Source organism: Streptomyces sp. NBC_00663 (assembly GCF_036226885.1).
Taxonomy (GTDB): domain Bacteria; phylum Actinomycetota; class Actinomycetes; order Streptomycetales; family Streptomycetaceae; genus Streptomyces.
Genome location: NZ_CP109027.1, coordinates 5,705,510 through 5,722,844, shown reverse-complemented (window position 1 = coordinate 5,722,844; position 17,335 = coordinate 5,705,510). Strand labels below are relative to the sequence as shown.

The window sequence follows — 17,335 nt, the reverse complement described above, 5'->3', positions numbered from 1 at the left end:
GCCATCCGGCGCATGTTCCACCGGAAAATGCCATAACCCTCACCCCTCACTCACACCCTGCGTAGTTTCGGCGTCACTCAGCCGAACCCCAGGCGGGAGGGGAACTCACGGTGCCCGGTATCGACGAGTGTCTGTCGGAAGTCATGCAACTGCCCGGTGCCCGTGGTGCCGCGCTGGTCGACTGGACGAGCGGGCTGGCCCTCGGCACCGCCGGCGAGTCACCGGGCGGCGATCACGAGACGGCCGCGGCCGAGGCCGCCGAGCTGGCCCGGCTGGCCGCCGAGCACCGGGCGTTCGCGCCGGACGACCCAGAAAACAGCGCCGCCGACCCCCCGGTCGAGGACGTCATCATCAGCAACCGGGACAGCTATCACGTCCTGTGCTTCGTGCGGACGTCCTTCGACAGCAGCGTCTTCCTCCATCTGTGGCTGGCCCGTGTGGAGGGCAACCTCGCGCTGGCCCGGATCCGGCTCGGCGAGATGACCGGACGGCTGGTCCTCGGATGACCGCGGTGAGAACCACGCCCCCGCCCCGGCTGCCGGTACGGGACAAGGCGGACGCCCGTGAGCGCGCCTGGGGCGGCGTCTCCCCGATGCTGACCCGGCTCGCCGCCGAACGGGCCACCGGCGTCCTGCTCCGCGAGCGCGGCACCCTGCATCTCACCGAGGGCCGGGTCGTGCACGCCGAGAGCCCCGCGGCCCCCGGCCTCGGCGCCCTGCTCACGGCCCACGGCACCCTCGACGCCGACACCTGGCGGCAGGCCGCCGACGAGGCGGCTCAGGCCCCGGGCGCCGGTCTGCTGCTGGTCGGCCGCGGCCGGCTCAGCCGGGGCGCGCTGGAGCTGTGCCATCTCGAAGCGCTCTACGACGCCGCCTACTTCGCGCTCGCCCCCAGCAGCACCCCGGGCCGCTTCCGGTACACGAGCCCGGGCCGGATCGGCGCGGTGCGCGCGGTCCCGGTGGCCGCCCTGGAGCACGAGACGCTGCGCCGCCGCGATCTGCTGCACCGCATCTGGCCCGACCCGGCGACCGACGAGTCCCCGCTGCTGCGCGCCGACACCGTCGCCGTCCCCGGCCTCACCGCCCGGCAGCGGGCGGTGGTGCATCTGGTCGACGGCGTGCGCACGGCACCGGACATCGCCCGCACGATGGGCCGCCCGGCGTTCCACACCCTGGTGGACGTACGGCGGCTCGCGGCGGCCGGGGTCCTGGTGCGCGGCGCCCTGAGACCCGCCGCACCGGCGAGGACCGAGACCGACCCCGACATCACGCTGCTGAAGAGGCTCAGGGATGCGCTGGAGTCCCTTTGAACGACAACGCGCCCGCGCCGAGAGGAGTGACCAGATGGCGGCCGAACCCGAAATCGTGGACGAGCTGCGCCGGTTGAGGAGCCGGGTCCCGTATCTCACCGGGGCCCTGGCGGCGAGCGTGGACGGGCTCGTCCTCGCCCAGGACACCCCGGGCGTCGAGCCCGACGGCATGGCCGCGCTCACCGCGGCGGCGCTCGGCGTCGCGATGCGGCTGACGGACGCGACCGGGCAGGGGGAGTTCCGGGAGCTGACGGTGCGCGGCGCGTACGGCTATGTGGCGACGTACGCGGCGGGCCGCACGGCCGTGCTCACCCTGCTCGCCCAGGACCGCGTCAACGCCGGCCGTCTCCATCTGGAGGGCCGCCGCGCGGGGGCCCGCATCGGGGAGCTCCTCGACTCCCGGGCGCCCGCCGAGGCGCCCGTCCCGAAGCCGAGAGCGCCCGCCCGGACCAGAGCGGCCCGCCCGCCCCGTACGACCAACGCACGTACCTCCACGGAGAGTTGAATCCACAAGAAGGGCAGACAGTCATGGCCAACACCGAAACATCCCTCAAGGAGTGCCTCGCCTCCATCGAGGGCGCGACCGGCGTCGCGCTGGTCGACTACACCAGCGGCATGGCGCTCGGCACGATGGGCGGCAGCAAGAGCTTCGACCTCAGCGTGGCCGCCGCCGGCAACACCGACGTCGTCCGCGCCAAGATGCGCACCATGGAGCATCTCGGGCTCAAGGGCGCGATCGAGGACATCCTGATCACCCTGTCCGACCAGTACCACCTGATCCGGCTGATCAGCGGCCGCAGCGGCAACGGGCTCTTCATGTACCTGGTCCTGGACGCCAAGCGCGCCAACCTGGCGATGGCCCGCCACCAGCTGAAGAAGATCGAGGAGGAGCTGGAGGTCTGACGGCGCACGCCGCTCAGACCAGCGCCGCGGTGCGGCGGCGCGCCCCGCCCGGGGCCGCGTCGCCCGCCGCGATGCCCGTGCCGCGGTACGCCTTGACCGCCTTGCCTGCCGGGCGTCCGCCGCGCGCGTCGAGCCAGTCGACCCGCACCCACAGCAGCGCGTCCCCGGCCCGCTCGCGCCGCCCGAGCCACGCGGCCTTCAGCCGCAGCCCCGCCCCGGTCCCGGCGAGCAGCAGCCCGCCCGCGACGGGCACGGCGAAGTTGGCGCCGAACGCCACCAGCCAGGCGAGGAGCAGCCACCAGCGGTGTCCGTGCCGCCAGTTCCGTACGGTCACGGCCCGGTCCTGGAGCACATCGTGCTTGCCGGCCCGCGCTACGCCGCGGCTCAGTGCGGTGTAGCGCTTACGACGGCGGTACGACACGACGGCCACGGCGACGATGAACAGTGCCGCGCCCGCCATCACCCCGATCCGGCGCCCGGTCAGCCCCGGCACCAGCAGTCCGACACCCGCCGCGAACACCCCGGCCCACCACAGCGGCGCGGCTCCGGCACGCACGACCACGGCCACCCGGGCCAGTCCCTGACCTCCGCGCGACACGTCCGTCCTCCTCGTCCTCCCGGCACAGTCCTGATGGCCCGGCAGGTTAACGAGCGAAGGTGAGACGAGCCTTAAAACCGGGGTCACTCCACGAACAGCCCCCGCGCCGCCGCCTTCGCGTCGAACTCCTCAAGCCGCGCCTGCGCCTCCGGCAGCTCGTCGGCCATGGCCTCCAGGAGCACCCGCCCGAGCAGCATCGGCGCGCAGGCGGTGTCGAACGCGAGCCCGGTGCCGACGGCGGCGGGCAGCAGCAGGTCGGAGACCTTGGCGACCGGCGCGAAGGCGGAGTCGGCGACGGTGACGACGGTCAGCCCGGCCTCCTTGGCGTAGCTGAGCGCGTCCACGACCTCCCGGGGATGGCGGGGCAGCGCGAAGCAGAGCAGCGCCGAGGCGCCCGCGCGGACGGCGGCGTCGATCCGGTCGTGGACCATCGTGCCGCCCTCGTGCAGCAGCCGTACGTCGGGATGGACCTTGGCGGCGAAGTAGGCGAAGCCGTACGCCTGCGAGGCGGCGGCCCGCAGTCCGAGGACCGGCAGCGGGCGCGAGCCGGCGAGCACGCGTCCGGCGCGCTGCACGGGCCGCGGGTCGGCGAGGACCTCGGCGAGGTGCCTCAGGTTCTCGATCTCGGCCTCGACGGCCTGCTGGTACTCGTTGTAGGACGCCGCGTCGGCCGGCTGTTCGGCGGGCGCGACCTCGCGCAGATGGCGGCGCAGGGCGGGGTAGCCGTCGAAGCCGAGGGCGACCGCGAAGCGGGTCACGGACGGCTGGCTGACCCCGGCGAGCTCGGCCAGCTCGACGCTGGACAGGAACGGCACGTCGGCGGCGCGCCGCACCATGCTGTGCGCGATGCGCCGCTGGGTCGGCGTGAGCCGGTGTCCCTCGAACAGCGCCTGGAGCCGTGCCGCGGGAGTGTCCCCCACACCCTTGTCGCTCATGCCTCGCTCCCCCTCCAGATGTCCGTGAACCGGTCGAGCAGTCGGGCCGCCGTCGTCACGTCGTGCGTGAGCGGCCGGTCGGCCTGGTCGTCGTCGAGCACCGCGTAGGCGAGCTCCAGCGCCCGGCCCACCGGGAGGTCCGGGTCGGGGCCGTGGTCGCGCTGGCGCAGTGCCCGTACGGCGGCGACGAGTTCGCAGCCGACGACGAGCCGGTACGCGCCGCACGCCCGCAGGGTCTGGCGGGCGGCGAGCGAGGCGAAGCTGGCCTGTTCCTCGACGCCTCGGGAGAGTACAGCGTGCCCGAGCGACGCGGGGGCGGAGAAGGCCCGCAGATCACCGAGGGCGGCGCCGGCGGCGTACTCCAGGATCATCACGCCGGAGGAGGCGGGCTCGGGGTCGGCGAGGAAGGGGCGCAGCCGGGTGTAGGCGGGCTCGTTGAGGGTGGACAGGCGGGAGGTCGACAGCCGGGCCACCTGGGTCAGCGCCAGCCGGAAGTGGTCCAGGGCGAGGGCGAGTTGGGCCTGGTAGAAGCCGCCGTGGTGGTAGGCGGCCATGTCCTCGGGGCTGATCAGGGGGTTCTCGGCGGCGGCGTTGAGCTCGACGGCGAGGACCGCTTCGAGGGCGTCGGCGGCGTCGTGCGCCGGGCCGTGGATCTGGGGCAGGCAGCGGAAGCCGTACGGGTCCTGGATGCGGCCGAGGGGTGGGGTGGGCCGTTCGTCCGCCCCGATCAGCCCCCTGATCCGCCGGGCGACCTCGGCGCTCCCCCGGTGCGGGCGGGCGGCGTGCACGGGGGCGGCGTAGGCCTCGTGCGAGCCGTCCACCGCGAGCAGCGACAGCGCGCCGACGACCTGGGTGGCCTCAAGGAGGCCGCGCAGTTCGTCGAGGGCGAGCGCGGACTGGCCGAGTGCGAGGGCGTTGCTGCTGATGAAGGCGAGGGCGTCGTTGTTGTCGAGGGGCTGGGGCTCGGGTCCGACGCCTTTCCAGGGGTGCTCCCCGGCCAGCGCGAGGCCCGCCTGGGCCAGCGCCGCGATGTCGCCGGTGCCCACTGAGCCGAACTCGTGGACGACCGGGTACGCCCCGCCCGCCAGGGCCTCGCACAGGGCGGTGACAACGGTGGGCCGCAGCCCCGCGCCGCCCGCCAGCAACTGGTTCGCCCGTACGGCGAGCATCGCGCGCACCTGCCGGGCGGGGAGTTCCTCGCCGATGGCACCGGCGTGGCTGCGCAGGAGTCTGAGGCCGTGCTCGGCGGCGGCCTCGGTGGGCACGGGCTCGTTCCGGTTGGCGCCGACGCCGGTCGAGCGGCCGTAGACCCGTCCGGTCGCGGCGATCTGCCGGGCCGCGTCCCAGGACTCGGCCACCCGCTTCATGCCCTCGGTGCCGGGGACGGGCCGCGCGGTCCCGTCGGCGAGGCGCACGACGTCCGCGACGCCGAGTCCGATCCCGTCGAGGACGACCAGCCCGGTGTGCACAGACGCAGGCGTGTCCACGATCCGAGACGACATAAAGCCCCAAACTCCCCTCAATCCGGACACCCGATCTTGCCCGTCGGTCATCCGTTACTTCGGATTTACATCAACCCGTTGACAAGTTATTCAGCTACAGAGAACTCTGCATGACGTTATACAGCCGGGCAAGGGACATCTCATGATCCAGTTCGACGCGGTCCACAAGCGCTTCCCCAACGGCACGACAGCAGTCCACGATCTCTCCCTGGAGATGCCGGAGGGCGGCGTGACGGTCCTCGTCGGATCTTCCGGTTGCGGCAAGACGACCACCCTCAGAATGATCAACCGAATGGTCGAACCGACCTCCGGCACCATCAAGGTCGGCGGCAAGGACGTCACCCGGCAGGACGCGGCCGAACTGCGCCGCTCCATCGGATACGTCATCCAGCAGTCGGGCCTCTTCCCGCACCGCACGGTCCTCGACAACATCGCCACCGTGCCCCTGCTCCTCGGCCACGGCCGCAGGAAGGCCCGCGCCCGCGCGGCCGAGCTGCTGGAGACCGTCGGCCTCACCACGGACGCCGGCCGACGCTATCCGCACCAGCTCTCCGGGGGCCAGCAACAGCGCGTCGGCGTGGCCCGCGCGCTCGCCGCCGACCCGCCGGTGCTCCTCATGGACGAACCGTTCGGCGCGGTCGACCCGGTGGTCCGCACCCAGCTCCAGGACGAACTCCTGCGCCTCCAGAAGGAGTTGGGCAAAACCATCGTCTTCGTCACCCACGACATCGACGAAGCGGTACGGCTCGGCGACCGGATCGCCGTCTTCCGCACCGGCGGCCACCTCGTCCAGTGCGCCTCCCCCGCCGAGCTCCTGGCCCGCCCCGCCGACGACTTCGTGGCCGACTTCCTCGGCGCCGAGCGCGGCCTCAAGCTGCTCTCACTGACGACCCTGGCAGCGGTTCCGCAGGGCCCCGCGCCCGAGGGCGGTACGTGGTCCCTCGTCCTCGACGCGGCGGACAAGCCCCTCCACTGGGCGTCGAAGGACGCCGAGATCCCCGTACGCCCACTGACCGACAACGATTCCCTGCTGTCGGCGCTCAACGAGTCCCTCGTCTCCCCCACCGGCCTGATAGCCCGCGTCGACGCGGCAGGCGTCCTCACCGGCGTCTCCTCCCGCGACGACATCCACACCTACGCGGGCCGGGCGCACACGGAAGCCCGGGTGGCGGCGTGAGCATCGACTGGTCGTGGATCGGCGACCACACCGACGAACTCACCACCCTCACCGTCTCCCACCTCCAGGCCGCCCTGACCGCCGTCTTCCTCGGCGTACTGATCTCGCTGCCCCTCGCGGTGATCGCCCACCGGATCCGCCCCCTGCGCGGCTTCCTGCTCGGCGTCTCGAACATCCTGTTCACGATCCCGTCGATCGCGATCTTCGTACTGCTGCTGCCGGTCAGCGGACTGACCCGCACCACGACCGTGATCGGCCTGACCGTCTACACCCTGGTCGTCCTGCTCCGGAACACCGTCGAAGGCCTCGACTCGGTGCCCGCGAAGACCAAGGAGGCGGCGAAGGCGATGGGCACGCGCCCGCTGCGCACGCTGCTCACCGTCGAGTTCCCGCTCGCGCTCCCCGTGATCATGGCGGGCGTCCGGATCGCCACCGTCATGTCGATCTCCCTGGTCTCGGTCGCGACCTACATCGGCGACGGCGGCCTCGGCCAGCTCTTCACCGACGGCTTCCAGCGCAACTTCCCGACCCCGGTGATCGCGGGCGTGGTCCTCACGATCCTGCTCGCGGTCGTCGCGGACGCGCTCCTGGTCGCCCTCCAGTACGTGCTGACCCCCTGGCGCAGGAGGCGAGCCTGACATGTTCGAACTCTTCAAGAACCTCGGCACATGGCTGACCAGCGGCGCGAGCTGGTCCGGCCCGGACGGTATCGCCCACCGCCTCGCCGAGCACCTCCAGTACTCGCTCCTGGCCACCCTCATCGCGGCCGCCATCGGCCTGCCGCTCGGCCTCCTCATCGGCCACACCGGCAAGGGCGCGTTCGTCGCCATCAACCTCGCGTCCTTCGGGCGGGCGCTGCCGACCGTCGGCCTGGTCGTGCTGGTCTTCCTGGCCGGCGGCCTTTCGATGCTGCCGGTGTACGTCGCCCTGGTCGCCCTCGCGGTCCCGGCGATCGTCACCAACACCTACGCGGGGATGACGGCGGTCGACCCGGACGTGCGCGATGCCGCCCGCGGCCAGGGCATGCGCGGCCACCAGGTCCTGCTCCAGGTCGAGCTGCCCCTCGCGCTCCCCCTGATCATGACCGGCCTGCGCCTCGCGCTCATCCAGGTCGTCGCCACGGCGACCATCGCCGCGTACGTCTCCTTCGGCGGCCTCGGCCGCTACGTCTTCGACGGCCTGGCCCAGCGCGACCTCGTCCAGGTGCTGGGCGGCGCGGTGCTGGTCGCCGCGATCGCCGTGGTGCTGGACCTCGCCCTCTCCGGCCTCCAGCGCTTCCTCTTCCGCCACCGCACCGCATAGGACCCCTCGATGAACCGACGCACTCTCCTCGGCGGCCTCTTCGCAGCGGCCTCCGTCCCCGCCCTCACCGCCTGCGCCGGCGGCATCACCTCCCTCGACGGCGAAGGGTCCACCTCCGGTGGCGGCGGCTCCAGCAAGGACGGAGTCACCATCGGCACCGCCAACTTCACCGAGAACCAGGTCCTCGGCTACCTCTACGCGGCCGTCCTTCAGCAGGCCGGCGTGACGGTGAAGGTCCGCCCCAACCTCGGCACCCGCGAGATCCTCATCCCGGCCCTCAAGGGCGGCGACATCGACCTCCTGCCCGAGTACCAGGGCGCCCTCCTGCACTACCTCGACCCCAAGGCGACGGCGACCGAGGAGGGCGCGATGCAGAACGCCCTCGCCGTCGCGCTCCCCACCGGGCTCCAGGTGCTGCCGTACGGCATGGCGGAGGACTCGGACGCCTTCGTCGTCACCCAGGAGACCGCGAGGAAGTACGGCCTCACCTCCCTCGCCGACCTGAGGAAGCAGAACGGCAAGCTGGTGATCGGCGCGGCACCGGAGGTGAAGAAGCGCCAGGTGGGTGCCGTAGGACTCAAGGAGGTCTACGGCGTGGAGTTCAAGGAGTTCAAGTCGCTGGACTCCTCCGGTCCGCTGGTCAAGGGCGCCCTGAAGAAGGGCGACGTGGACGTGGCGAACCTGTTCACCACGGACACCGACATCCAGGCCAACGACTGGGTGGTCCTGACCGACCCCAAGAACCTCATTCCCGGCCAGCACATCGTCCCGCTCATCGCCGACCGGGTCGCCGACTCCCCCGTCCGCAAGGCCCTCGCCCGCCTCGGCAACGTCCTCACCACGGCCCAGCTCACCGAGCTCAACCGCCAGGTGGACAAGGACAAGAAGGACCCGGAGGACGTGGCGAACGCGTACGCGAAGCAGCACGGGCTGGCCTGACCGGATGCGTCATGGCCTCGAACCGCAGGGCCTTTCTGGCGGCCGGCGCCGTAGGTGCACTGGCCGCCGCCCCCGCCGCGAACCGCCACCCGTCCGACCCCGACACGGCCCTGGCCGCACTGCTCGCCGGCAACCGGCGCTACGCCCGCGGCCACGCCCACCATGCACAACGACGGCGGGACAGACGCTGGACGAGGCGGTCCTCGGCTCGATCCAGTACGGCGTCGAGGAACTGGGCATCCGCTGGTCCTGGTGCTCGGCCACGAGCGCTGCGGGGCGATCGCGGCCACCCTCGACCATCTGCGCACCGGCGCCCCGGTCCCGGCCATCTGGAGCTCCTGGTCGACGAGATCACACCGTCCGCCCGCCGCACCCGCGCCCTGCCGGGCAACTGGTCCGAGCACACGATGACGACCCACACCCGCTGGGTACGGGACGCGATCAGGGCCGACCCCGCCTTCCGGGAGGCCCAGGTGGCGGCGGCCCGCTTCGACCCCGACACCGGGCTCGTCTCCCTCCTGCCCTGACCTCGGATTCGGGGTGCTGGAGTCCCTAGGGGTGCTCCCGGAGATCCCGAGGCCCAAGACGGGGGCTATCCCCAGTGCGGCGGGCGCCGTGGCTCCCTAAGTTTGACCGCATGACCGGAATGGACGCGCGGGACGCCGACCTCAAGAAAGAACTCGACGCCACCTTGCAGGCCCGCAGGGAACTGGGCGAGGAGTACGAGTCGGCGCTGGTCGACTCCTTCCTGGAGAAGGTCGACCAGCGCATCGACGGCGCGGTGGAGCGCCGGGTGCGCCGGCAGCTGGCGGAACAGCAGATGGTGGTGGCCCGGGGTGCGCGGAGGCCGAGTCCGACGGACTCCTGGGGCGAGCGGTACGGCTTCGGCATCGTCTCGCTGGTCCTCGCCGTCCCGCTCTCCGCGATCGGCGCCGGCGTCTCCCACCTCCCTGGCCTGCTGGTCACCTGGGTGGGCATCGTCGGGGTGAACGCCTTCCAGGCCCTGCGGGTGAACCCGGACCTGTTCCGTGGGCGCACCGGACGTCGTAAGGCTCAGCAGGACAGCGAGTGGGAAGGCTGACCGGACAGTCCGAGGGGCCGGAAAAGATATATCGCGGGGACCGCCGCACCCCCGTTACCGGGGGGCGGGACGACGGCGGTCCCCGCGAGGGACGTCGACCGGGTCAGGCCAGGTCTTACGTCCGGCGTCCATGGAGGTCCGGGAGCCGCTCCGGAGGTCCTTGGACGTTCGGCGCCGGCCGGGGCGGGGAGCCGCTCCCGCCCTGCCGACATCCACTAATGTGCCGGACGCGTGTTAAGCGGGTGCTGCGCGGACGTGACACGCTCGTACCACTTCGACGAAGTCCGCCGATTCGGCAGGCAAACGCAAGTTCGCCCACCACCCCGGCAGTTCACCGCAAGTTCACCGCCACGCCCCGCGTTTCACCGCTACTTCCCACCCTTGGCGAGGAAGGCCAGCAGGTCCTGGCGGCTGACATCCGACCCCCGCACGGCGTCAACCGGCAGCCGCCCGTTCACCCGATATGCGCAACCAGTCGGGCATCCACTCACAAATCCCGGCTCCCTCCCGCATATTTCGAAGCATCCGAACACTTCATTGGCTCCAGAAAAGGTGCTCGCATGCCCGGCTGGTCCAGGAGCTTCCTGAATCCCTCGCTCGTCTCGGCCCTGGAAGCCGGACGCACCTTCGAGGAGTGGCTGGGCGCCCGGATACCCGGAGTGGACTACGCCCGGATCAGCGCTGACCAGAGCACGCGGTCCGCCGTCCTGGCCCTGGGCCGAGAGGCCGGGACAGGCGTTCGCCACCAGCACGAGGACAACATCGAAACGGCAGCCGCGTTCGGCGTGGCCATCGTCAAGTTCTACGAAGACAACGGCCTGACGGCCGCGCAGCCGACTCTCGTACGACCGGCATTCACAGAGATGGTCGATGCCCTCCACTACCGAAGGACGACCGAGGGCTTTCCCGTCCAGACCCTCGTCGCCGCGGAACACGAACGCGTGTGGCGGCTGGCCTCGGACTTCGCGAGGGTCCGCCAGGCCGTCACCGTCACGGACGACGGACTGTTCATCGAGCGCCAAGCCGTCTACGACCTTCGTTCGAAGCGCAGCGAAGACGCTGTAGCCGGCGACGGCGAAGTACGGAGGACGAAGGAGCGCATCGAACGCCACATCCGGCGCCGCGCCCTCGACGGCGGGACACCAGGCGGTCGCCGACGCTTCGGTTGGCTCCCGCCCGACCCACGGTCAGGGCTCAAGATCAATATGCGCAAGGACCCCGAGGAGTGGCCCGTCCTCCGGGAGATGATCGAATCCGCGCTGCACGGCACGAGTTGGAACGACATCGCCAGGCGATTGAATGCCCGAGCCATCCCGACCGCGTCGGGAAACCGATGGAGCGGCTCAACCGTGCGCCAGGCCCTGACCAACCCTGTGATGTGCGGGTACCGGGCCATCCACGGGGAACTCCTCCGGGACCCCGCCGACGGTGCACCCGTGGTAGGCCAGTGGGACGCCCCCGCGAGCGTCGCGGAATGGCAGGCACTGGTGGAACTCTCCCGGCAGCGCGGCGCGAAGCGAGGCACCCGCCTGACGAACGGCAGCCCACGTCCGGGGACGGAGCCTTCAAGCCTCCGCAAGTACTTGTTCAGCGGGTACTTGCGCTGTGGCGCTGCCCGAAAGGACGGAAGCCCGTGCGACTCCAAGATGGGCGGTAGTGCCCGTCCGACCGCCACGAACCCAGCCAACGCCGTGTACCTGTGCGCCGCCCTGGACTGCGGAGGCACTGCACGCAGCGTTCGTGACGTCGACCGTCACCTCGAGGCTCTCGTCCTATCCCTGCTCGACGAACGTCACGCCACGCTCGACTTCGAACGGCCGGAATGGGCTGGGGCGCCGCTGCTGCAACGCCTGGTCAAGGAACGCGAATCCCTCGAGCACGCACTCCGCGCAGGCGCTCCGAGCGACGCCGGCTCCTTGCGGAGGGCATCCGACCTCGAGATCCGGATCTCAGGATTGGAGGCGGACCGGACGAAGCACCATGCCCTCCGACAGGACGCTCGGGGAGCCCGGCCGTCGTCGCGCTGGCCCGGGATGAGTCTTGAGCAGCGACGAGCAGCAGTCACCACCGTCCTGCGGTCCGTGACCGTCCTGCCCCTTCCGCCCGGCCGATCGCGCCGCGCCCCGTTCGACGTCACGCTCTTGCGGATCACCGCCTTGACGTGAACGGAGGAATCGCTGCGGGGGTGCCGTCCTCAAGGACGGCACCCCGGCCGCCCTACTGAACCGTGCGTGCCATGTACGCCAGCAGGTCCTGACGCGTCACCACTCCGGTCGGCTTGCCCTCGACCAGAACGATCGCGGCGTCCGCACGGCCCAGGACCGCCATGAGGCCTTCGATCGGCTCGCCGGATCCCACCTGCGGCAGAGGCGACGACATGTGCTTCTCCAGCGGGTCGGTGAGAGCGGCCCGCTGGGTGAACAGCGCGTCCAGCAGATCCCGTTCGACGACGGAACCGACCACCTCGGCCGCCATGACGTCGGGATGCCCGGCGCCCGGCTTCACCACCGGCATCTGGGAGACGCCGTACTCGTGCAGCACCTCGATGGCCTGGCCGACCGTCTCTTCCGGGTGCATGTGGACGAGCTTGGGGATGGCGCCTGCCTTGTGCTTCAGCACGTCCGCGACGCTCGCGGCCGGCTCCGACTCCTCGAGGAAGCCGTAGGACGCCAGCCACTCGTCGTTGAAGATCTTCGAGAGGTAGCCGCGCCCGCTGTCGGGGAGGAGGACGACGACCACGTCGTCCGGGCCGAGGCGCTCGGCGACGCGCAGTGCGGCGACGACCGCCATGCCGCAGGAACCGCCGACGAGGAGGCCCTCCTCCTTGGCGAGGCGGCGGGTCATCTGGAAGGAGTCCTTGTCGGACACGGCGACGATCTCGTCGGCGACGGTCCGGTCGTAGGCGGTCGGCCAGAAGTCCTCGCCGACGCCCTCGACGAGGTACGGCCGGCCGGAACCGCCGGAGTAGACCGAGCCCTCCGGGTCGGCGCCGACGACCTTGACCTTGCCGTCGCTGGCGTCCTTCAGATAGCGGCCGGTGCCGGAGATGGTGCCGCCGGTGCCGACGCCCGCCACGAAGTGGGTGATCTTCCCCTCCGTCTGCTCCCACAGCTCGGGGCCGGTGGAGTGGTAGTGGGAGAGCGGGTTGTTGGGGTTGGAGTACTGGTCGGGCTTCCACGCGCCCGGCGTCTCACGGACGAGGCGGTCGGAGACGTTGTAGTACGAGTCCGGGTGCTCGGGGTCGACGGCGGTCGGGCAGACGACCACCTCGGCGCCGTAGGCCCGCAGGACGTTGATCTTGTCGGTGCTCACCTTGTCGGGGCACACGAAGATGCACTTGTACCCCTTCTGCTGAGCCACGATGGCGAGCCCGACGCCGGTGTTGCCGCTGGTCGGCTCGACGATCGTGCCCCCGGGCTTGAGCGCGCCGCTCTCCTCCGCCGCCTCGATCATGCGCAGGGCGATGCGGTCCTTCACGGACCCGCCGGGGTTGAAGTACTCCACCTTGGCCAGGACGGTCGCCTGGATGCCCTGGGTGACGTTGTTGAGCCTCACCAGCGGGGTGTTGCCGACGAGGCTGATCATCGAGTCGTGGAATTGCACCGTTGTCTCCGGATGCTGCAAAAGATGTGGTCGTAGTGGTTCCGCCAGCCTACGGCCCCTTGACGGTTGTTCACTCCTCGTTGCGATTGGACGACGGTCCGTACGGGGCAAGGAGTGGATGTACGGCAACGAGGAGGTGGCGGCGACGCATGACGAGCATGTCGAGGGCGAGGGTGGCCCGGCGGATCGCGGCAGGCGCGGCGTACGGCGGCGGCGGGATCGGTCTGGTCGGCGCGGCGGCCGTGGGTCTGCTGCTGGCCGAGGTGCGGCTGGCCAAACGGCAGGTGGGCAACGGCAACGGCACGTCGCCGCATGTGCCCAACGCGCAGGGCCTGTACGGCCTCTCCTATTCCGTCCGCGGTGAACCGCCGCTCAGGCTGACCATGCTGGGCGACTCCACGGCCGCGGGCCAGGGCGTGCACCGCTCGGGGCAGACGCCGGGCGCGCTGCTGGCCTCGGGTCTCGCCGCGGTGGCCGAGCGTCCGGTGGACCTGCACAACGTGGCACTGCCGGGCGCCCGCTCGGACGACCTGGACCGGCAGGTGGCCCTGGTTCTCGCGGACCCGGGCCGGCTGCCCGACGTCTGCGTGATCATGATCGGTGCGAACGACGTCACCCACCGGATGCCGCCGACCCGTTCCGTCCGCCATCTGTCCACGGCGGTACGGCGGCTGCGCACGGCCGGTGCGGAGGTGGTGGTGGGCACCTGTCCCGACCTCGGCACGGTGGAGCAGGTCCCGCAGCCCCTGCGCTGGCTGGCCCGCCGGGCCTCCCGTCAGCTGGCGGCCGCCCAGACGATCGGCACGGTCGAGCAGGGCGGTCGCACGGTGTCCCTGGGCGACCTGCTGGGCCCCGAGTTCGCGGCGAACCCGCGGGAGCTGTTCGGGCCGGACAACTACCACCCCTCGGCGGAGGGCTACGCGACCGCGGCGATGGCGGTGCTGCCGACGGTGTGCGCGGCCCTCGGTCTGTGGCCGGCGGACGAGGAGCGTCCGGACGTCAGCCGCCGCGAGGGCTTCCTGCCCGTGGCCCGCGCCGCGGCGGAGGCCGTGGCGGAGCCGGGTACGGAGGTGACGGCGGCGATGCCGACGGGGCCGAAGGGGCCATGGGCGCTGCTGAAGCGGCGCAAGCGCCGTCGGGTGCCGGAGCCGGGCCCTGTCTCCGTCCACCACCCGTCCCGGTCCGCCGAGAGGTGAGCCGTCCGCCTCTGCGCCGAGGAAAAAAGCAAGCGCTTAGAAAACTGCGGTCAGGGTCACACCGCGACACCAGTGACCCTGGCCATACGTACGGGTAACTTCCCAACCAGCCCTGCCCGGAAGAACCCGTAACGCCAATGGAGCCGTGATGCCTGAAGCCGTGATCGTCTCGACCGCCCGCTCCCCGATCGGCCGCGCCTTCAAGGGCTCCCTCAAGGACCTGCGCCCGGACGACCTGACCGCCACGATCATCCAGGCGGCCCTGGCGAAGGTCCCCGAGCTGGACCCGAGGGACATCGACGACCTGCACCTGGGCTGCGGTCTGCCCGGCGGCGAGCAGGGCAACAACCTCGGCCGCATCGTCGCCGTACAGATGGGCATGGACCACCTCCCCGGCTGCACGGTGACCCGTTACTGTTCCTCGTCGCTCCAGACGAGCCGGATGGCCCTGCACGCCATCAAGGCCGGCGAGGGCGACGTCTTCATCTCGGCCGGTGTCGAGATGGTCTCCCGCTTCACCAAGGGCAACTCCGACAGCCTCCCGGACACGCACAACCCGCTGTTCGCCGAGGCCGAGGCCCGTACCGCCGAGGTCGCCACGCAGGAGGGCACGACCTGGCACGACCCGCGCGAGGACGGCCTCGTGCCGGACGCCTACATCGGCATGGGCCAGACCGCCGAGAACCTGGCCCGTCTCAAGGGCGTCACCCGCCAGGACATGGACGAGTTCGGCGTCCGCTCGCAGAACCTCGCCGAGGAAGCCATCAAGAACGGCTTCTGGGAGCGCGAGATCACCCCGGTCACGCTGCCCGACGGCACGGTCGTCTCCAAGGACGACGGCCCGCGCGCCGGCGTCACCCTGGAGGCCGTCAGCGGTCTGAAGCCGGTCTTCCGCCCCGACGGACTCGTCACCGCCGGCAACTGCTGCCCGCTGAACGACGGTGCCGCCGCGGTCGTCATCATGTCCGACACCAAGGCCCGCGAGCTCGGCCTCACCCCGCTCGCCCGCATCGTCTCCACCGGCGTCTCGGGCCTGTCCCCCGAGATCATGGGCCTCGGCCCGGTGGACGCCTCGCAGCAGGCGCTGCGCCGCGCCGGCCTCACCATCGACGACATCGACCTGGTCGAGATCAACGAGGCGTTCGCCGCGCAGGTGATCCCCTCCGCCCGCGACCTGAACATCCCGCTGGAGAAGCTGAACGTCAACGGCGGCGCCATCGCCGTCGGCCACCCCTTCGGCATGACGGGCGCCCGGATCACCGGCACGCTGATCAACTCCCTCCAGTTCCACGACAAGCAGTTCGGTCTGGAGACGATGTGCGTCGGCGGCGGCCAGGGCATGGCGATGGTCATCGAGCGCCTCAGCTGACCAACTCCCTGTAGTTCCCCAGGCACTCCGTGTGACGCGATGGCCCGGAACCCTTGAACCACCAGGGTTCTGGGCCGTTTTGTGATCCAATCTCCCCCAGGATGTGACCTATCTCCCTCCGCATAGGGATTTACGCAGGTCAGAACCGTTCTCACACTAAACTCCGGGCCCAAAGTCCTGTCCGTTTCGTGACGTTACGCACTGACAGCGGGATAGTCCGCCCTTCAAGCTGATGTAGGAAGTCGGGGGTCGACTTTGAACCGGGAGTACGTCAGTGAGCGCCATGCCGATCGCCTTGCTGGTCACCACGGCCGCCACGGGCGCCGTGGGCGTCGCCGTCCTGCGCACCCTTTTGCAGCTGCGCCGGCAGGTGGCAGCCCTGCACACCCAGCTCGCCGAGACGAACGCGGCGAGCGCCGCGCACGGTCTCGTGCCCGCCGCCCGTCCCGCCGGTGACGCCGACGAGATACGCGCCGCCGTGGCCGAGGCCCTCGCACAGGAGCGGGAGCGGGAACTCGCCGAGGCGCGCGCCTTCTGGGCCGCCCAGGAGGCGCGGGACGCGGACGCCCCCACTCTCCTCGGGCTGACCGACAGCGAGCTGTTCCTGCCCCGCCAGACGGACTTCGTGGGCCTGGAGCCGCTGGAGCCGGTCGCCGAGCCCGCCGCGGACGCCGACGAGTTCGCCGCCGACTCCCCGGAGCTGGCCGCGGCCCGCCGCCGCCACCCCTCGCACCCGGACTTCGTACCGGTCCAGTCACCGGTCGTGAACGACCACGAGCGTACGGTGGCGACGCTGGAGGAACTCGCCGCGTCCCGCACGGAACTGGCCGACGTCCGTCCCGGCCCCCTCGGCACCCTCGACGTCTATGTCTTCGCCGACGGCACCACCCTGTGCATGACGCCGGGCCACCGGGAGACGGCGGAACGCCTCTCGGCGGCGCTGACCGCGGGCGAGAGCCCGATACTGCTGGGCGGCTCGGGAGTCTCGGGCGCCTACACGCTGACGTTCGCGTGCGGCGAGGAGAACGTCTACATCCTGGCGGACCGGGTCATAGCGTCCCTGTAGTCCCCTCTCAGACGCCCGCCCGCTTCTGCGCCTCCTCCACCAACCGCACCGCCTCGTCGAGCTGGCCCTCGTCCGTGAGGACGAGGGCCAAGTCGTGCACGGCGACGGTGATTTGGTCCGCGGCGGCGAACATGCCCGCGTCCGGCATCTCTCTCGGCTCCGCCGAGGGCTCCTCGATCAGCTGCGCCCTGCGCGCCAACTCCCTGGCCAGGCCCAGTGCCTCGGCCGCGGCGCCCCTTTGCAGCCGGCTCTGCGGAGCGGCCCGCAAACGGTCGGCGAAGTGATCCACAGCCTGCGTCAGACGCGTCGTATCAGCCACGGCGCAACCGTACGCGCCGCACCGGGACTGTTGCCA

General features: G+C 71.3%; 19 protein-coding genes. 14 read left to right on the top strand and 5 right to left on the bottom strand.

Annotated elements, in window-relative coordinates; translation table 11 throughout:
• The first annotated feature begins 110 nt into the window (after window positions 1-110).
• Genes OG866_RS26100 through OG866_RS26085 form a run of 4 tightly spaced genes read left to right on the top strand, consistent with a single transcriptional unit; the run spans window position 111 to window position 2,212 of the window.
• Complete coding sequence (locus OG866_RS26100; RefSeq protein ID WP_329338295.1) at window positions 111-506, top strand: hypothetical protein; 396 nt, start codon at window positions 111-113, stop codon at window positions 504-506.
• Window positions 503-1,309 carry a transcriptional regulator gene (locus tag OG866_RS26095; RefSeq protein ID WP_329338294.1) on the top strand — a complete coding sequence of 269 codons (807 nt, stop codon included), beginning with the start codon at window positions 503-505 and terminating at the stop codon, window positions 1,307-1,309. Before OG866_RS26100 ends, OG866_RS26095 begins: the two co-directional genes overlap by 4 nt.
• Window positions 1,310-1,343: 34 nt before the next feature.
• Complete coding sequence (locus OG866_RS26090; protein ID WP_329338292.1) at window positions 1,344-1,814, top strand: roadblock/LC7 domain-containing protein; 471 nt, start codon at window positions 1,344-1,346, stop codon at window positions 1,812-1,814.
• Window positions 1,815-1,837: 23 nt separating this feature from the next.
• Window positions 1,838-2,212, top strand: coding sequence for a hypothetical protein (locus OG866_RS26085; RefSeq protein WP_329338290.1), 375 nt, complete (start codon window positions 1,838-1,840; stop codon window positions 2,210-2,212).
• A gap of 13 nt (window positions 2,213-2,225) precedes the next feature.
• Here OG866_RS26085 and OG866_RS26080 read toward each other — a convergent pair whose 3' ends face one another.
• The 3 genes from OG866_RS26080 to OG866_RS26070 form a co-directional block, all read right to left on the bottom strand.
• Entirely contained in the window at window positions 2,226-2,810 is a 585-nt protein-coding gene (locus OG866_RS26080) for a hypothetical protein (RefSeq protein ID WP_329338288.1), read from the bottom strand.
• Between the two features lie 83 nt (window positions 2,811-2,893).
• Window positions 2,894-3,745: a MurR/RpiR family transcriptional regulator gene (locus OG866_RS26075; protein WP_329338286.1), complete on the bottom strand. Its 852-nt coding sequence runs from the start codon at window positions 3,743-3,745 to the stop codon at window positions 2,894-2,896.
• Window positions 3,742-5,247 (bottom strand): aromatic amino acid ammonia-lyase, encoded by a 1,506-nt coding sequence (locus OG866_RS26070; protein ID WP_329338284.1) that lies wholly within the window; start codon window positions 5,245-5,247, stop codon window positions 3,742-3,744. Before OG866_RS26070 ends, OG866_RS26075 begins: the two co-directional genes overlap by 4 nt.
• A gap of 142 nt (window positions 5,248-5,389) precedes the next feature.
• Between OG866_RS26070 and OG866_RS26065 the strand changes: the two genes are divergently transcribed.
• The 7 genes from OG866_RS26065 to OG866_RS26035 all read left to right on the top strand — a co-directional run bounded on the left by OG866_RS26065 (window position 5,390) and on the right by OG866_RS26035 (window position 11,911).
• Complete coding sequence (locus OG866_RS26065; RefSeq protein WP_329338283.1) at window positions 5,390-6,424, top strand: ABC transporter ATP-binding protein; 1,035 nt, start codon at window positions 5,390-5,392, stop codon at window positions 6,422-6,424.
• Entirely contained in the window at window positions 6,421-7,062 is a 642-nt protein-coding gene (locus OG866_RS26060; RefSeq protein WP_329338281.1) for an ABC transporter permease, read from the top strand. Before OG866_RS26065 ends, OG866_RS26060 begins: the two co-directional genes overlap by 4 nt.
• 1 nt (window position 7,063) lies before the next feature.
• Window positions 7,064-7,726: an ABC transporter permease gene (locus OG866_RS26055; protein WP_329338280.1), complete on the top strand. Its 663-nt coding sequence runs from the start codon at window positions 7,064-7,066 to the stop codon at window positions 7,724-7,726.
• 9 nt (window positions 7,727-7,735) lie between these two features.
• Window positions 7,736-8,665, top strand: a complete 930-nt coding sequence (locus OG866_RS26050; protein WP_329338278.1) for an ABC transporter substrate-binding protein — start codon at window positions 7,736-7,738, stop codon at window positions 8,663-8,665.
• 11 nt (window positions 8,666-8,676) lie between these two features.
• The gene (locus tag OG866_RS26045) at window positions 8,677-9,192 is read left to right on the top strand and encodes a twin-arginine translocation signal domain-containing protein (protein ID WP_329338276.1); all 516 of its coding nucleotides are present in this window, start codon (window positions 8,677-8,679) and stop codon (window positions 9,190-9,192) included.
• A gap of 119 nt (window positions 9,193-9,311) precedes the next feature.
• Window positions 9,312-9,746, top strand: coding sequence for a hypothetical protein (locus tag OG866_RS26040; protein ID WP_329344308.1), 435 nt, complete (start codon window positions 9,312-9,314; stop codon window positions 9,744-9,746).
• Between the two features lie 560 nt (window positions 9,747-10,306).
• On the top strand, window positions 10,307-11,911 hold the full coding sequence (locus OG866_RS26035; RefSeq protein ID WP_329338275.1) for a recombinase family protein: 1,605 nt from the start codon (window positions 10,307-10,309) through the stop codon (window positions 11,909-11,911).
• A 52-nt stretch (window positions 11,912-11,963) separates the two neighbouring features.
• Here the strand turns inward: OG866_RS26035 and OG866_RS26030 are convergent, their stop codons facing one another.
• A complete protein-coding gene (locus OG866_RS26030) occupies window positions 11,964-13,349 on the bottom strand; it encodes a cystathionine beta-synthase (RefSeq protein WP_329338274.1) in 1,386 nt (461 codons plus the stop codon).
• A 149-nt stretch (window positions 13,350-13,498) separates the two neighbouring features.
• Here OG866_RS26030 and OG866_RS26025 point away from each other — a divergent pair, with 149 nt between their 5' ends.
• The 3 genes from OG866_RS26025 to OG866_RS26015 all read left to right on the top strand — a co-directional run bounded on the left by OG866_RS26025 (window position 13,499) and on the right by OG866_RS26015 (window position 16,980).
• A complete protein-coding gene (locus tag OG866_RS26025) occupies window positions 13,499-14,545 on the top strand; it encodes an SGNH/GDSL hydrolase family protein (RefSeq protein ID WP_329338273.1) in 1,047 nt (348 codons plus the stop codon).
• A 148-nt stretch (window positions 14,546-14,693) separates the two neighbouring features.
• On the top strand, window positions 14,694-15,914 hold the full coding sequence (locus OG866_RS26020; RefSeq protein ID WP_329338271.1) for an acetyl-CoA C-acetyltransferase: 1,221 nt from the start codon (window positions 14,694-14,696) through the stop codon (window positions 15,912-15,914).
• Window positions 15,915-16,197: 283 nt separating this feature from the next.
• Window positions 16,198-16,980 carry a hypothetical protein gene (locus tag OG866_RS26015; RefSeq protein ID WP_329344306.1) on the top strand — a complete coding sequence of 261 codons (783 nt, stop codon included), beginning with the start codon at window positions 16,198-16,200 and terminating at the stop codon, window positions 16,978-16,980.
• Window positions 16,981-16,987: 7 nt separating this feature from the next.
• On the opposite strand, the gene OG866_RS26010 is transcribed toward OG866_RS26015, so the two are convergent.
• Entirely contained in the window at window positions 16,988-17,299 is a 312-nt protein-coding gene (locus OG866_RS26010) for a hypothetical protein (RefSeq protein WP_329338269.1), read from the bottom strand.
• Window positions 17,300-17,335: the final 36 nt, after the last annotated feature.

Bases quoted from the DNA above. Each gene is read 5' to 3' on its own strand.
- OG866_RS26025 (WP_329338273.1), top strand. From the start codon at position 13,499: ATGACGAGCATGTCGAGGGCGAGGGTGGCCCGGCGGATCGCGGCAGGC.
- OG866_RS26035 (WP_329338275.1), top strand. From the start codon at position 10,307: ATGCCCGGCTGGTCCAGGAGCTTCCTGAATCCCTCGCTCGTCTCGGCC.
- OG866_RS26045 (WP_329338276.1), top strand. From the start codon at position 8,677: ATGGCCTCGAACCGCAGGGCCTTTCTGGCGGCCGGCGCCGTAGGTGCA.
- OG866_RS26075 (WP_329338286.1), bottom strand. From the start codon at position 3,745: ATGAGCGACAAGGGTGTGGGGGACACTCCCGCGGCACGGCTCCAGGCG.
- OG866_RS26085 (WP_329338290.1), top strand. From the start codon at position 1,838: ATGGCCAACACCGAAACATCCCTCAAGGAGTGCCTCGCCTCCATCGAG.
- OG866_RS26095 (WP_329338294.1), top strand. From the start codon at position 503: ATGACCGCGGTGAGAACCACGCCCCCGCCCCGGCTGCCGGTACGGGAC.
- OG866_RS26070 (WP_329338284.1), bottom strand. From the start codon at position 5,247: ATGTCGTCTCGGATCGTGGACACGCCTGCGTCTGTGCACACCGGGCTG.
- OG866_RS26055 (WP_329338280.1), top strand. From the start codon at position 7,064: ATGTTCGAACTCTTCAAGAACCTCGGCACATGGCTGACCAGCGGCGCG.
- OG866_RS26050 (WP_329338278.1), top strand. From the start codon at position 7,736: ATGAACCGACGCACTCTCCTCGGCGGCCTCTTCGCAGCGGCCTCCGTC.
- OG866_RS26015 (WP_329344306.1), top strand. From the start codon at position 16,198: ATGCCGATCGCCTTGCTGGTCACCACGGCCGCCACGGGCGCCGTGGGC.
- OG866_RS26020 (WP_329338271.1), top strand. From the start codon at position 14,694: ATGCCTGAAGCCGTGATCGTCTCGACCGCCCGCTCCCCGATCGGCCGC.
- OG866_RS26065 (WP_329338283.1), top strand. From the start codon at position 5,390: ATGATCCAGTTCGACGCGGTCCACAAGCGCTTCCCCAACGGCACGACA.
- OG866_RS26090 (WP_329338292.1), top strand. From the start codon at position 1,344: ATGGCGGCCGAACCCGAAATCGTGGACGAGCTGCGCCGGTTGAGGAGC.
- OG866_RS26040 (WP_329344308.1), top strand. From the start codon at position 9,312: ATGGACGCGCGGGACGCCGACCTCAAGAAAGAACTCGACGCCACCTTG.